Origin of the sequence: Pseudarthrobacter siccitolerans, assembly GCF_001046895.1 — a bacterium.
In the GTDB taxonomy this organism is placed as follows: Bacteria; Actinomycetota; Actinomycetes; order Actinomycetales; family Micrococcaceae; genus Arthrobacter; species Arthrobacter siccitolerans.
Genome location: NZ_CAQI01000025.1, coordinates 1 through 13261, shown reverse-complemented (window position 1 = coordinate 13261; position 13261 = coordinate 1). Strand labels below are relative to the sequence as shown.

15 protein-coding genes and 1 riboswitch are annotated in these 13261 nt (G+C 62.4%); of the genes, 10 read left to right on the top strand and 5 right to left on the bottom strand.

From position 1 onward, the window contains the following. Positions 1-87 precede the first annotated feature (87 nt). Positions 88-552, top strand: a complete 465-nt coding sequence (locus ARTSIC4J27_RS00555) for a pyridoxamine 5'-phosphate oxidase family protein (RefSeq protein ID WP_050053269.1) — start codon at positions 88-90, stop codon at positions 550-552. A 61-nt stretch (positions 553-613) separates the two neighbouring features. On the opposite strand, the gene ARTSIC4J27_RS00550 is transcribed toward ARTSIC4J27_RS00555, so the two are convergent. Next, positions 614-1321 carry a TetR/AcrR family transcriptional regulator C-terminal domain-containing protein gene (locus tag ARTSIC4J27_RS00550; RefSeq protein WP_050053268.1) on the bottom strand — a complete coding sequence of 236 codons (708 nt, stop codon included), beginning with the start codon at positions 1319-1321 and terminating at the stop codon, positions 614-616. 232 nt (positions 1322-1553) lie between these two features. On the opposite strand from ARTSIC4J27_RS00550, the gene ARTSIC4J27_RS00545 reads away from it, so the two are divergent. Further along, complete coding sequence (locus tag ARTSIC4J27_RS00545) at positions 1554-1808, top strand: hypothetical protein (protein WP_050053267.1); 255 nt, start codon at positions 1554-1556, stop codon at positions 1806-1808. 112 nt (positions 1809-1920) lie between these two features. Here the strand turns inward: ARTSIC4J27_RS00545 and opgC are convergent, their stop codons facing one another. After that, complete coding sequence (gene opgC, locus ARTSIC4J27_RS00540) at positions 1921-4419, bottom strand: OpgC domain-containing protein (RefSeq protein ID WP_083435229.1); 2499 nt, start codon at positions 4417-4419, stop codon at positions 1921-1923. 220 nt (positions 4420-4639) lie between these two features. Continuing rightward, a riboswitch (SAM riboswitch) is annotated at positions 4640-4754 on the top strand. A 13-nt stretch (positions 4755-4767) separates the two neighbouring features. Between opgC and ARTSIC4J27_RS00535 the strand changes: the two genes are divergently transcribed. Genes ARTSIC4J27_RS00535 through ARTSIC4J27_RS00525 form a run of 3 tightly spaced genes read left to right on the top strand, consistent with a single transcriptional unit; the run spans position 4768 to position 6659 of the window. After that, the gene (locus ARTSIC4J27_RS00535) at positions 4768-5043 is read left to right on the top strand and encodes a DUF1737 domain-containing protein (RefSeq protein ID WP_050053266.1); all 276 of its coding nucleotides are present in this window, start codon (positions 4768-4770) and stop codon (positions 5041-5043) included. Further along, the gene (locus ARTSIC4J27_RS00530) at positions 5040-5450 is read left to right on the top strand and encodes a rhodanese-like domain-containing protein (RefSeq protein ID WP_050053265.1); all 411 of its coding nucleotides are present in this window, start codon (positions 5040-5042) and stop codon (positions 5448-5450) included. The genes ARTSIC4J27_RS00535 and ARTSIC4J27_RS00530 overlap by 4 nt, the downstream gene beginning before the upstream one ends. Next, entirely contained in the window at positions 5451-6659 is a 1209-nt protein-coding gene (locus ARTSIC4J27_RS00525) for an O-succinylhomoserine sulfhydrylase (protein ID WP_050053264.1), read from the top strand. Positions 6660-6711: 52 nt separating this feature from the next. Here ARTSIC4J27_RS00525 and ARTSIC4J27_RS00520 read toward each other — a convergent pair whose 3' ends face one another. Further along, positions 6712-7014, bottom strand: coding sequence for a DUF1905 domain-containing protein (locus ARTSIC4J27_RS00520; RefSeq protein WP_050053263.1), 303 nt, complete (start codon positions 7012-7014; stop codon positions 6712-6714). Between the two features lie 307 nt (positions 7015-7321). On the opposite strand from ARTSIC4J27_RS00520, the gene ARTSIC4J27_RS23355 reads away from it, so the two are divergent. The 5 genes from ARTSIC4J27_RS23355 (at position 7322) to ARTSIC4J27_RS00490 (ending at position 11953) form a co-directional block, all read left to right on the top strand. Then, on the top strand, positions 7322-7453 hold the full coding sequence (locus ARTSIC4J27_RS23355; RefSeq protein ID WP_268794365.1) for a hypothetical protein: 132 nt from the start codon (positions 7322-7324) through the stop codon (positions 7451-7453). A 297-nt stretch (positions 7454-7750) separates the two neighbouring features. Further along, positions 7751-8236: a hypothetical protein gene (locus tag ARTSIC4J27_RS00510; protein WP_050053261.1), complete on the top strand. Its 486-nt coding sequence runs from the start codon at positions 7751-7753 to the stop codon at positions 8234-8236. A gap of 789 nt (positions 8237-9025) precedes the next feature. Continuing rightward, positions 9026-10222: a cytochrome P450 gene (locus ARTSIC4J27_RS00500; protein WP_152683731.1), complete on the top strand. Its 1197-nt coding sequence runs from the start codon at positions 9026-9028 to the stop codon at positions 10220-10222. Between the two features lie 150 nt (positions 10223-10372). Further along, entirely contained in the window at positions 10373-11335 is a 963-nt protein-coding gene (locus ARTSIC4J27_RS00495) for a PDR/VanB family oxidoreductase (protein ID WP_050053258.1), read from the top strand. Positions 11336-11524: 189 nt separating this feature from the next. Further along, a complete protein-coding gene (locus tag ARTSIC4J27_RS00490) occupies positions 11525-11953 on the top strand; it encodes a hypothetical protein (RefSeq protein WP_152683730.1) in 429 nt (142 codons plus the stop codon). A gap of 167 nt (positions 11954-12120) precedes the next feature. Here the strand turns inward: ARTSIC4J27_RS00490 and ARTSIC4J27_RS00485 are convergent, their stop codons facing one another. Continuing rightward, positions 12121-12465 carry a hypothetical protein gene (locus tag ARTSIC4J27_RS00485; protein ID WP_152683729.1) on the bottom strand — a complete coding sequence of 115 codons (345 nt, stop codon included), beginning with the start codon at positions 12463-12465 and terminating at the stop codon, positions 12121-12123. Positions 12466-12780: 315 nt separating this feature from the next. Continuing rightward, complete coding sequence (locus ARTSIC4J27_RS00475) at positions 12781-13116, bottom strand: hypothetical protein (RefSeq protein ID WP_050053254.1); 336 nt, start codon at positions 13114-13116, stop codon at positions 12781-12783. Positions 13117-13261 lie beyond the last annotated feature (145 nt).

Sequence of the window (13261 nt, the reverse complement as noted above, 5' to 3'; positions counted from 1 at the left end):
GCCCAGCCTGCGTTTCAGATCACTGGATGCACGTTGGGCGGCGTAAGGCATAGCCAGCGGATAAAACTTGGCCCTAGGGTATGGTTCATGACCTCACACGCGGAGCCTGCCGGGAACCTGACCTTTGACGAATGCTGGGAGCTGCTTGATGGTGACACCCTCGGGCGGCTTGGCCTGGTTGTGGACGGGCACCCCGAGATTTTTCCGGTCAACTACGTGGTGCACCGCCGGAGCATTGTCTTCCGGACCTCCGGCGTCACCAAGCTGTGGAATGCCAAGGAGGAACGGCCGGCGGCCCTCGAGATCGACGGTTACGACCCCCATAGCGAAGAGGCTTGGAGCGTGGTGGTGCGCGGGGACACTGCCGTCATCGACGACCAGGCTGACAAGGATGCCGTGGACGGCCTGGGGCTGGAGCCGTGGCAGCCCGGCGAGAAGGCGCATTACATCAGGCTGACAGCGCGGGCGCTGACCGGCCGCCGCTTCAAGGTGACCACACCGGACATCTGGAACACCCGCCTCAGCGACCGGCGGCGCGCTACCTTTGAATAACGCGCACCTGGAATAATCCGCCTTCGGAAAACCGGGCGTTCTGCAGCGATGCCAGATCGCGCTAGGCGGAAGATCGGGCAGGCTTGGAGAGCTGGATTTCCAGCCCGCTAAGCAGGATGGTCAGTCCCTGGTCCAGCTCCGCTTCGCCGTCGTATTCGGAAAGGTCCGGCGCCAGCGCCCTCAGCCGGGGAAACTCCTTTGCGGGCAGCCGGTGCAGGCCAAGCCGCAGCAGCGCTTCGTTTTCTTCCGGGTCCACCACATATTCCTGCAGCTCGTTCAGGATGTGGCCGTAGAGGAAGCCGTAGTAGGCGCGGTAAACGTGCAGTGCGCCGCCGGGGTCAAACCCTGCGCCGATCAACAGGGAGAGGATCTGCTCCAGTGGGCGAAGGGTACCCAGCGGCCTCAGCCCAAGCGGGGTGGAGAGCGGCCTGGTGACCAGCAGCGGCACCACGTTCGGGTGCTTGAGCGCGAGCAGCCGCAAGTTGTGCGCGATGAGCCGCAGCTGCGCTTTCCAGTCCGGATCTTCGGACTTGATGGACAGGTCATTGAGTACCAGCTCGGAGACTCCGTCAAGCAGCGCTGCCCGGTTCTCGGCGTAGCGGTAGAGACTCATGGGGTCCCGGTCCAGCTCCTGGCCCAGGCGGCGCATGGTCAGAGCATCCAGGCCTTCAGCATCCACCAGCTCAAGCGCTTTGGTGAGGACCAGCTCGCGGCTCAGCCGTTCCTTCCGGGCGCGGCCTTTGCCGGTGGAGGATTTAGGCGCCAACATGAAAATTCCCGTTCTGCAGCCGGTAGCAAATACTGCCCGAAGGTAATTCCAGACACTTGCCGTATTGGTAGTCTACGGGTAAAGTCTACAGCGTAGACGAGGTACTGACGCCACTTCGAATCCATCGATTCCACCAAGGCTCGATAAATCCTCCTTGCCGAGTGCACGCACTGAGGTTCCCGCTGCTGTAGCCGAACGGCGGCACCCACGCACGTAGCGAAGGGACGCCGTCATGGCACATTCGCAGTTCGACGTTTTTCTCCAGGAAGCCACCCAATTGGACCAGGCCTACGACCACAGCCTCGACGCTGACCGGCTTTACGGCCTGTACACCAGCTGGTGCTTCATCAACCAACAGCAGCCCGGCAAGGAGTCCGTTTTCTGGGCGGCCATGAAACACCGCATCCCGACAGGCCACAACGGCCTTCGTATGAAGGGCCCGGCAGCCGCCGATTACATCCTGACCAGTTACCCCGGCCTCGTCTAAGAGCCGGCATACGCTAAAAGGCGTGAACCTCTGTCCCCGGCGGGCAGATGTTCACGCCTTTCGCGTTTAAGGCGCAGTGCTGGATGGTCCGCGATCCCCTGGCCGGCCTCGCCTAAGTGGGAATGATCCGGAAGAGGAAGCGGGTCCGGACCATCACCCACAGGAGCCCCAGGACCAGCGCGTAGGCTGCCGTGTTGATCCAGATATCACCCTGGCGCAGGGCGGGAATGTTGGCGATGACGGCGATCAGGACCACGTGGATGATAAAGACGTACAGGGTTGCCCGGCCCAGCGGAATCAGGAACCAACCCAGGGCGCGTGCCACCGGCTTCCAGTAGGCCGTCAGGAATGCGTAGGCAGCCACTACCAGCACCAGCACGTTCAGGAGCCGGCCCGGGGCCAGGTAGGTGCGGCCGAAAAAGAGGTCGTACATGCTCCGGTAAGCGGTGTCCGGAACAATCGAGAGCCTTACGTCAAAGCCGTTGGCAAGGTACGGGTTGCCCCAGGACAAAAAGGCGAAAATGAACGCGGCCGCAGTGCAGGCAGCCACTGCCCACGTGTGATCACTGAACCACGAAACAATGCGGTGCCGGTGGAACCCGGCCACCAGGCCGGTCACGAACAGGACCTGCCACACCAGCAACGGGAAAGAGTCCTCAAACTGCGAGGGCAGGATCCGGAACCTGGTCACAGCCCCCACTGCATACACGGCCAGGGCGGCGGCCAGCACCCACGCAGCCTTGCCGCGGTTGAGCGCAGCGAGGACCAGCGGGCTGACGAGCAGCAGCACCACGTACAGGCCCATCACGTTGAACTGCCACGGCCCGAACTGCAGCAGCAGGATCGCCGGCAGGACCTGCGGCGGCACCGGGAACTGGAACAGCGATTCCATCCCGGCGTAGAGGTCGTACGTTCGCCCGGCGCCAGTGTGGCCTGCCCCGCCGGTTCCCTGGTCAACAAAGGTGGTGAGCGTGTCCGTCTGGAATAGGCGCAGCAGCGAGATCAGGAAGACGCCGATCAGCACCGCGATCGCCGTCACGTAGAGCTTGCCCGCACGGCGTGATGTCAGGTCCACCACCGTCCCGAAGTCCGCTTTGACGCGGGGCCCGTAGACCATACCCACCACCAGGCCGGAGAAGATGACAAACAGTTCAGCCCCGGAAACGAAACCCACCGCTTCCTGGGTGAGCAGCTGGAACAGCGACGTCATGCCCAGGTGATTCACCACCACGAACACAATGGCCATGCCCCGCAGCAGGTCCACCCGCGAGTCTCTGGTTGAGGGATCCGTGTAGCTCCAGGCTGTTGCCGCGTTGACCCGCCGGGGGATCTGCCACAGCGCCACCAGGAGGATGATCAGCGCCGCACCTACCGTCCAGGCAGCCGGCCCAGTAAGGGTGTTGGCCCGGACGTATCCAGAGCCGGCGGCGATGTCAGTGACAGGACCGGTGACCATGGGGGAAGCCTCGAGCCGGTCGCGTGCGGCGGCGGCAACCGCAGGGTTTCCGGTGAGCAGCCAGTCGATGCTCGCCACGCCGGTGTCCCTGGCGCTGGTCCGCTCATCCCAGACCACTGCCGCTGTCTTTGCGAAGTCCGGGGAGGTGGCGGCAGACAGAACGTGGTCCCACCAACCCACTTTGATGTCCACGTCCGAAGCGCCGCCGGAGGCCGGGCTATAGAAAGCGGCGGTCTGCAGCAGGAACGGCTTGTCCTTCCCTGCCGCATATGTGGCGTAGAAGTTTTCCGCTCCGGAGGTGGTGAGCATCTCCTGGAGCTCGTTCTGCCGGGGCACTGTATTCACGGGAGCGCCGCCGGCGGTGTCGTCATGGAAGGCGGTCAGGCCCACCCAGTCCACGGCGTCGTCCCCGGGATAGTAGGGGGCGTAGGCCGCGTCGGAACCGTTCCACACGCCGTCACCGTTGGTGTCGAGCAGGGCGAAGCCCTCGCTGCCTGGTCCGGGAGCGTTCCGGTGCCGGTCATAGGGGTAGTCCTTGCCCAGGTAGGGCTCCCACACCATGGAGGTTCGCTCGCCGTCAGTTTCCTCGAAGGCCGCGGAGATGGCCTGGAAGGCGGACCGGTAGGCGGCCGGCTGCTGGCCCCATTCCACCCAACTGGCATTCATGTCCGGGGCAAAGCGGATCAGCAGCTGGCCCTTGAAGTTCGAAGCAAGCTTCCGCACCTCGCCTGCAAACGATGCGGCGGCGTCAGCAGTGACCTGGTCAAGCGGAACGTCTGGCTTCACCGTGAGCATCGCGTGGGCGCCCTGGCCCCCGGACTGCTCCAGGAAGCCCCGGATGTCGTTCTCCTCCGATGCGCGGAAGGGCAGGGCGATGTCGTGCCCGAAAAGCGCCGGGGAGGCCCCCAGCCTGTCGGTGAAACCGGCCGCCGTATCCTCGCCCCATTCCAGGACGGCGCCGAGCATCGGTTTGCCCTCATCCGGGAAGGTCTCGGCGGCCCTGGCGGCTCCGGCGGGCAGCACGAGCGCGAGGACGGTAACGAGCACCGCGGCAAATAGGGCGGCACCCGCCCGGAGCAGTGGATTCTGCAAACGAAGGTGCCGGAACGGGTGTTGCAGCGCGGCGGCTGTTGGCGTGCTGATGAGGACCCCCATGAAGTTGCTCCGACGACCGGGGCGGCGCCCCCACAAGAACCCTATCCGCAGGGGATGCCGTGGCCGGGCGCAAGGCACATTCGCCGCCCGTGGCGACTCCCGCCGTCGTCCGTTCCGGAAAAGGCCGCGATGCTGCCCAAGCTGCTCCAGGGAGCTTCAGTTACGGAACATGACGACGACGGCGGTGCGGGCCCGCCCGCCAAGTGTTACGTTTTTGGGGAGTAATGAGTACCGGCGCCAAGCCCTGACTGGCCGGTCGGCAACCCTCCTTTCGCGGCGGGGTGCCTCAGGTGAATACTCGGCATATCGACCGATTCGAGCTGCAAGCGTGAGAGAAGGAGATCCGTCATGTCTGACGCACCTGCCCCCGAAGAAAAGCTGGCCTACCGCCTGATCACAGGGCCGGATGACCGGTCCTTCTGTGAGCGGATTTCCGCTGCCTTGGCCGAGGGCTACGTGCTGCACGGGAGCCCGGCCGTCACGTTCAACGGCCTCACTGCCATCGTGGCGCAGGCCGTGGTCCTGCCGGCAGCCGTCGCTTCCGCCGACGCCGCAGTAGCCACCGCCGTGGACGAGCTTGGACTCGGCGAAGACCTTGAGTTCGCCGGGGAGGGCCACGCATGAGCTACGCAGGAGACCTTACGCCGCAGGAAGCCTGGGACAAGCTGCAGCAGGGCGCTATCCTGGTGGACGTCCGCACCGAGGGCGAATGGGCGCATATCGGCATCCCGGACACGAAGGCCACGGAAAACGATCCGCTGTTCATCCAGTGGACCTTCCCGGGCGGCATCCCCAACCCCGATTTCCTCAAGGACCTGAGCCTGCAGGCCCCCGAGGACCCTGCAACTGAGCTGGTCTTCCTGTGCCGTTCCGGCCAGCGATCCATCTCCGCCGCCATCGCCGCCACGCAGGCCGGCTTCACCTCCTACAACGTGCTGGAGGGCTTCGAAGGCGAGCCGGACCGCTACGGCGAACGCACCGTTAATGGCTGGAAGAACCGCGGCCTGCCTACCAACCTGGGAAAGAACTAAGTGACCTTCAACGAAGACGCCGCCGGCTGGAGCCCTGACACACAGGCCGTCCGCGGCGGACTGGACCGCACCAACTTCCAGGAGACCAGCGAGGCTGTCTTCCTGAATTCAGGCTTCGTGTACGAATCGGCCGCCGCTGCCGAGCGGGCCTTCACCGGCGAGGACGAGCGCTTCGTCTACTCCCGCTACGGCAACCCCTCCGTGGCCACCTTCCAGGAGCGGCTCCGCCTGCTCGAGGGAACCGAGGCGTGCTTTGCGACGGCGTCGGGCATGTCAGCCGTTTTCACCGCTTTGGGTGCGTTGCTGGCTGCCGGCGACCGGGTAGTGGCCGCCCGCTCACTCTTTGGCTCCTGCTTTGTGATCCTGAACGAGATCCTGCCGCGATGGGGTGTGGAAACCGTCTTCGTGGACGGCCCGGACCTGGACCAGTGGCGGTCAGCTCTGTCGCAGCCCACTACCGCCGTTTTCTTCGAATCACCGTCCAATCCCATGCAGGAGATCGTGGACATCGCGGCGGTGAGCGACCTCGCCCATGCGGCGGGCGCCACCGTGGTCGTCGACAACGTTTTTGCCACTCCCCTGCTGCAGCGCTGCGGGCAGTTCGGTGCGGACGTCATTGTCTACTCCGGCACCAAGCACATCGACGGCCAGGGCCGGGTGCTGGGCGGTGCCATCCTGGGCACCAAGGAATTCATTGAGGGCCCCGTCAAGCAGCTGATGCGGCACACCGGCCCGTCGCTGTCCGCCTTCAACGCCTGGGTCCTCACCAAGGGCCTGGAGACCATGGCCCTGCGCGTCAACCACTCCTCCGCCTCCGCCCTGAGGATCGCCGAGTGGCTGGAGCAGCAGCCTGCCGTGAACTGGGTGAAGTACCCGCTGCTGAAGTCCCACCCGCAGTACGCCCTCGCCGCAAAGCAAATGAAGGCCGGCGGCACGGTGCTCACCCTGGAACTTGCACCCTCCGGCGGCCGCTCCGGCAAGGAGGCCGCTTTTGCGCTGCTGGATGCCTTGCGGATCATCGACATCTCCAACAACCTGGGCGATTCCAAGTCCCTGATTACGCATCCGGCCACCACCACGCACCGCGCGATGGGACCGGAGGGCCGGGCGGCGATTGGGCTTAGTGACGGAGTTGTGCGGCTCTCAGTGGGTCTTGAGGACGTAGACGACCTGATTGGCGACCTGGAACAGGCCCTCAAGCAGATTTAGCGCCGGCCGGGGTTTGGGTCGGGCTCCGCGGCTGGGTTTTTCGTTATCCAGGTCAGAGGGCGTCGAAGGAAAGGTGGACGGTTACTTCGTCACCCTCGCCGATCTTGGCTTTGTCCCTGACAGCCTTCTTCACGGGCAGCAGGTACGAGCTGGTTTTGTTGTCCCGGAAGAGTGAAGTCTGCCAGGAGTGTCCGCCGATCCCGGCCGTGACTTTGATGGAGCCGAACGCTTTGCTGGCCCCTGCCGTTTGAACGCGGACATCATCCGCCACCTCTTCCGGCAGGGTCACGAAGTGCCAGCCGGCCTCGCCGGGATACAGCCACAGCACGGCTTTGAAGGAATACGACGGCGTCACGCGCCGAGTATGGCATGCCGGCTTTGTGGATGCCACAATGCCGGACCCCTGGCTTCAGGCCGCGCCAGCAGAACGCGAAGACGGTGAATTGACCCCGGATGTGTGCGCGCTCAAGATTCACCTCGATGCGTCCATCCGCCACCCATTGGTGACGGAACAGGTAACTGGCATAGGGATGCACCGGTTAGCGGAAATCAACCGCGCCGTGTTGGGATAGCACCCGGCCGACGAAGTCGGCGGGAATTCTCATCTGCGGCACCAGGAACGACCGCAGCGTCCGGTACAGCCTCGGCCGCTCAACTTACCCATGGCCGTCGCTGCCTGCACCTACGACAAGCTTCCCGTGGCCGAACAACAAGCGCTGCCGGACGAGGGACACCTCGTCGCAGCCTTGGAATGGGCTGAACCGGACTCCGAAGTTCCAGAAGGTGGCGGGTAAAGGGGCAGGTTTCCTTCGAGGCTCCAGCAGTCATTTCGGGATGGAAACGCACGAGTGATTGCCGAAACCACTTACGGGAAAGATCGAGTACCCGCTACTCGTGCGCTTCAACCCCTGAGTAGCTTGTACTGGTATCTGTACTAGAGCGCTGCCTGCAGTCCGCTGCGAACATCAAAGTGATCCAGTGGATGGGGGAATCCAGTATGAAGCAGCATCACAAGACCGGTAAGAGAGTCCTTGCCGCGGCCCCTATGCATCGGGTCGCAGCGGCAAGACAACTGAAGGAGAACGGCCGGCATGAGCCCTCGCGAAGCACAAGCCCCCAACTCCCGGGTCCGGGAGTTCGTCTACGAGCCGACACAGTACGAAGCCACAGGGCGGTTGAGGCCGCGCCCATGGCCAGTTGGCCCGAGTGAAAGCTACGGGAAAGTGGACTTTGATGATGGCGAGGGAAAGAGCGTCCTTACCCTCTACATTCAGCGCGGGCCGGAACAAGGTTACGTCCTGCATGTTGAGCACCTAGCCTCGCCGCTGCGGGTGGATGGCACACTCCTTCGCCCTAACCCGACACCGCAGGTTGACAAGGGCGCCGCGGACTTCCGCCGCATCACCGCTGCCCGTACGGCTGCCGTGAGGGCCGAGTCCGAGCTCGCCGCGGCCGTCAGCGCAGCCCGGGCGAACGGAGACTCCTGGGAAGTTATCGGTGCCGCCCTCGGCACGTCCGCTCGAACTGCCCGGGAGCGGTTCGGACACGCACTAAGGCGACCGCGAAACGAGCCGTAGACGACGCGACGGTGGATCCTGTTGCGTTCCTGGGCAGCCCAAATGATTTCGACCCTAACCTGACAGGTGTTGGGGGATCAGCTGACGTCAGGTTGGGGTGTTCCCTAGCCTGACGAGTGGCCGAGGGACTTTGCTTCGCAGACGCCCACCGGTGAACGAATGAGCCGGCGGTCTTCCGAGGCCCCGGGACCGTTCGTCTAGAGGTTTCCAGCCACCTCGATGTCCTTTCCGTATGCACCACCGCGGATGGTCGGTTGCTGTCCCCGGCTCACGGCAAGGTCCACCTTCAATTGATGGATTTGTCCTCTAGTACAACTTCTTCAACTATATTGACCACTGGTTACGTCGATTTGCCAGCTATGAAGGCTCAAGGGCTCGCGGCGTGAGTACGATGACTGCGGCTAAGGTTAGAAGCGTTAGCCCTGCTAGGACTGGGCTTCGCTGCTTGTCGCACGGCCGATTGAGGCTGATTTCATCACCGCCGGTGCGAAGAGAATATTGACAAGAGATCTGGATCACTTTACCGTTCTATATTGAGCGCTCAAATTGTAGCACTCCGAAGTTTGCTGGGCACTGAACGCTCGAACTGCAAGCGCAGAAGCTTGTTGCGCCACTGATTCAAAAATAATGACTCCAGAGATTTCTGGGTCCAAAAACACAGGTGGTCAAAGATGACACAATCTCTATCGGCCGAGGCTCGTACCGGTCGATTCACATCGCACGTGGAGTCTTTCTGCGTGTCGAGAGCCCGCAGAAGATCCCCCATCCCAGTTACTGGAAGGCGGACCCTTGTTCACCATTCCTCGTGATCGTGTCGTGTCCATAGACCCGTATTCGGATGCGTCCACGAGCGACCATGTAGCGGCGCACGACGAGTTGCGCGAAGCGGGCGAAGTCGTCTACTTGGAAAAATACGGGGTCTACGCCACTGGTCGCTTTGACATCGTCGATCGGCTTTTCCGGGAATGGCAGACTTTCGAGGTAGGTTCCGGCATCGGGCTGGTCAATATTCGAAGGGGACCCGACCCGCAGGAACCACTCGGGATCCTCGAAGCGGATCCGCCGCGGCATGACTCGATCCGGCGCGCGGCGAGTACGGTCATCGGACCACGAAAATTGCGCGCACTGCGTCCTGTCTGGATGGCCGAGGCGAACACGCTGATCGACGGACTGGCCGGTCGTGACCGCATCGACGGTGTCTCTGACATATCTCATGTCTTCCCGCAGCGGGTATTTCTCGAAGCCCTGGGAATCCGCAATCACGAGCAGGTAGATCTCGCGCTCTTTGGCGCATATCTCTTCAACCTGTCCGGCCCCCCTAATGAGCTTTCGCATCACATGGAGGACCGAATTCCCCCGATCTGGGAATGGATTGCGGAAAACACACGACGAGAAGCCCTCGTGCCCGGCAGGATCGCCAGCGATGTCTGGGAAGCACGGGATCGTGGGGAAATTACCGATCAGCAAGCAAGTGACATCGTGTTCGCTTTGTTGGCGGCGGGGGTCGACACCACGGTAAACGGCATTTCGGCTGTGATTGCCTCACTCGCGCGTCATCCTGATCAGTATCGACGGCTACGTGAGGATCCCGCTCTTGCCCGTATCGCTTTCGATGAGGCGGTTCGTCTTGAAAGTCCGATAACAGCGATGTTTCGGGCGGCAACCACCGACGTGGAACTGGGAGGAGTCACGATCCCTGCGGGAGAGAAGATTTTCCTCTCGATACTGGGAGCCAATCGAGACCCCCGTAGATGGGACCGCCCCACCGAGTTTGACCTGGATCGAGATCCGTCCGGCCACCTGGGCTTCGGAATTGGTATACATCAGTGTGTGGGACAGCACATTGCACGGCTGGAAGCCGAGAGCATGGTCACGGCGTTTGCTCGTCGAGTCACGTCACTGGAGCTCGCGGGGGACGTTGTCATGCAACCCAACAACAGGATGCAGATCTTCGAGTCGATTCCCCTCGCAGTCGAGTGGGATTGATTGAGTCAGAGGCTAAAGCCCACCACACGTTTCTTGCCAACGGAGGCACGTTATGAATAAGTCACGGTCCCCGAGACCGCTCGGATCACGCCCCGAGACGACCAACCCTGCGGCACCAAGCGTGCGCCGTCCGCGTGCTACGAGGTGTATATGAGCGCGCCGGAGCGAGGTCATGTCAGTCAGGCGGTCGTCATGGCGAAGGAGCTCCTCTCCGACCGGGTCGTCCGCGTAACACTGTCGCGCCCGGATCACAGCCGCCTGCCGGATTGGACACCGGGTGCCCACATCGACCTCCACCTCGAAAACGGGCTCGTTCGCCAGTACTCCCTGTGCGGCGATCGCTGGGACCCACAGAGATATCAGATCGCCGTCCTTCGCGAACCCGAGGGGAAGGGCGGATCGCTGTATGTCCATGATTCGCTCGATGTCGGAGACATCGTAGACATCGGGGGTCCACGCAACAATTTCCCGCTTTATCCCGCTGAGGACTACATCTTCATTGCGGGCGGTATCGGCATAACTCCCTTGTTGCCCATGATCAAGGCCGCTGAACGGCTGGAGGTGCCCTGGCGGCTGGTCTATACGGGGCGTACCCGTGCGTCCATCGCCTTCGCGGATGAGTTGGCTTCCTACGGTGATCGGGTGCTCATTCATCCGCGGGACGAAGTCGGTCGTCTCGACCTGGACGCCACCCTCGCACAACGGGGAAGCGGTACTCAAGTCTACGCGTGTGGACCCGCACAACTGCTCGCCGACCTCAAGGACAAGTCACGGTCGTGGAGCAATCCCGACGCGCTTCACACGGAGCTTTTCCAGGCTGCTCCCCTCGCGGCTCCAGCGCGAGCCACAGGCTTCCAAGTCCGGCTGGATCGCCGAGGTGCCCTTATCGACGTCGGTCCTGACGAATCCGTACTTGAGGCTCTCCGAGGGGCCGGCGCTCACATTCTCAGTTCGTGCGGCGTGGGAACGTGTGGCACCTGTGAAGTAGAAGTGCTCGACGGCGTTCCCGATCACCGCGATTCCATCCTGTCCGAAAGGGACCGTGAGGCGAACAACTGCATGTTCGTCTGTGTTTCGCGCGCGCTCAGCGACACGCTCGTTGTCGACCTGTGACGCGCGCTCGGAGGGCCGCACCACCGATTACGAAAGCAGGTGAAGCATGAAAGCTGAGAGGTTCCCCCTCACCTCGATCAACGGGGTGTTCTCACGTCTCGAGCGCGGCGGGATCCCCGGGCGCGCTGTTCTCGTCCCTTGCGAAAACTCCGACGAACTCCCAACATGATCCGGGCCACCCTGACTTGGATGATCCGCGATTCACTGATTGCCTATATGAGCCGGGAACCGGATTTCATCGTCGAAACGTCCGGTGGGGCAACGTTTTCCGTCAGCGAAGGTGCGCGAGTCCCCGTAGTAGCGTCAGAGGGTTTCCAGGAAATCCGAGCGACAGCTTCGGTTGTTCTCAAGGCTCACGGCGGCGAACTTGTCGTTCCGCTTGCGAGATTGTCCGTCCACGACGACTCTCTCTGGGTGGACGACCCGTTCGAGGTCGGAGGGAAGGAATCGCCCCATCGCTTGCGCCTAGTAGACCTGCGACCTCTACCCGCCGAACCCTGCGAGGGCGCGGTGCGACGGTATAACACCTACCTTTCGCGGGACGCGGAACTCCTGTTTCTCAGGTATCCAGCAGGCTCAGCCTTCGCCGATCTCATACTGACGGTGGATGGAAGCTAATCCTGGGCGTCCAGGGATACAACAGGAATGACGACACTGCCGGCAAGGAAAACCAGCGAAAGGGACTGCTGTCGTACCTGTCCTGGCGTCAACAGTGGCAGGGCGCTGCTTTTCATACCTGCAAATTATCAGCAGCAGAGTTCAGGACCCTCGCCCCGTCTATGTACTTATGCTGGCCAGATCGTGTGACTCCTGCTCCGGCACTGAACGTGCCCTGCACAAGATCGGCTGGCGAGCGAGTTGCGGGTGGTCGCAGAGAACATGGCGGCCCTGGTGCTCGGAACGTCGAGATGGGCAGCCCGTCCTGCCATTCTTCCTATGAGGACGGCGATGATGACGAAGGCGACGTAGAGGGGAACGATGCGGGCGAGATAGATGATCCGCGAGCCCACTGCTGCGACCTGGGATCCGATGACGATCGCGAGGGTGCCCCTCATCAAGGGCACCATGGCCCCGGCCATGATCTTTTCTATCGCTTGACCTGCAAGGTGCAGACGGGCGATAGCCTGCACCAGGGCAGCCGAAGCCTAGGGCAGGACTATCAGCAGGAGGAACGCCTTGAGGAACGGACCGGCGTCGATCACGCTGACAGCGTCACTCCCGGCGAAGAGGAAAGATGGACCGGGAGCATGAGGATCCGCACCAACATCACTCGGCGAGGGTGAGACTGGGGATGTACTCAGGTGTCCCCCGTGACCGAATGAATACCAGTTCAGTTCTTCGTTCTGCTGGGGCATAGGCGGATGCGTTCTTTGTCCGTGTCAGCGGGGACCGGCTCCTGCGTCGGCAGGATAACCGTTTGTCCCGGCAGTGCACTTCATCGCCGGCTAATGCAGCAGCTGCACGGACCAGCAGTCCTGAAAGTGGAAGAGTCTCCTTTCGTTCATTTCGTCCCTCATCCAAATCATCAGCCCGTCGCTTGTCTTGGATTCCACCATGCCAACGTAGTTCTGGGCGTCATTAGCACGCAGTGCCACGAAGTCTCCGGGGGCCAGCCCTGTCCATATCAACAGGGGATGCTTCTCCACTTCGTTCGGTTGCCATTGCCTGACATGCAGGGGGTGTTCTTCCTGCGTTACGCCAAGCTCCTTCGGAGTCTCCAGGACACCAGTAGAGTATGACGTCGCGGGATACCACGTTGGGTTTCGCTTGCTCTTGGTCACGGCAGATCGATCTTTCGGGCGAGGCCAAACGGAGTATTAGGGCTGAAGGGGGCTGTGAACGTTGCGAAGTTGACCCTGGTTACGGGAATGCCGGAGTCAGTGGCCTTTTCAGGGGAAAGAGTGAATCGCCTTCTGAACATGGTCT

What these genes read in the sequence shown, in the direction of transcription:
- ARTSIC4J27_RS00510 (WP_050053261.1), top strand. Translation starts at nt 7,751, where the DNA reads ATGAGCCCTCGCGAAGCACAAGCCCCCAACTCCCGGGTCCGGGAGTTC.
- ARTSIC4J27_RS00490 (WP_152683730.1), top strand. Translation starts at nt 11,525, where the DNA reads ATGATCCGCGATTCACTGATTGCCTATATGAGCCGGGAACCGGATTTC.
- ARTSIC4J27_RS00530 (WP_050053265.1), top strand. Translation starts at nt 5,040, where the DNA reads ATGAGCTACGCAGGAGACCTTACGCCGCAGGAAGCCTGGGACAAGCTG.
- ARTSIC4J27_RS00555 (WP_050053269.1), top strand. Translation starts at nt 88, where the DNA reads ATGACCTCACACGCGGAGCCTGCCGGGAACCTGACCTTTGACGAATGC.
- ARTSIC4J27_RS00495 (WP_050053258.1), top strand. Translation starts at nt 10,373, where the DNA reads ATGAGCGCGCCGGAGCGAGGTCATGTCAGTCAGGCGGTCGTCATGGCG.
- ARTSIC4J27_RS00545 (WP_050053267.1), top strand. Translation starts at nt 1,554, where the DNA reads ATGGCACATTCGCAGTTCGACGTTTTTCTCCAGGAAGCCACCCAATTG.
- opgC (WP_083435229.1), bottom strand. Translation starts at nt 4,419, where the DNA reads ATGGGGGTCCTCATCAGCACGCCAACAGCCGCCGCGCTGCAACACCCG.
- ARTSIC4J27_RS00550 (WP_050053268.1), bottom strand. Translation starts at nt 1,321, where the DNA reads ATGTTGGCGCCTAAATCCTCCACCGGCAAAGGCCGCGCCCGGAAGGAA.
- ARTSIC4J27_RS23355 (WP_268794365.1), top strand. Translation starts at nt 7,322, where the DNA reads ATGGCCGTCGCTGCCTGCACCTACGACAAGCTTCCCGTGGCCGAACAA.
- ARTSIC4J27_RS00535 (WP_050053266.1), top strand. Translation starts at nt 4,768, where the DNA reads ATGTCTGACGCACCTGCCCCCGAAGAAAAGCTGGCCTACCGCCTGATC.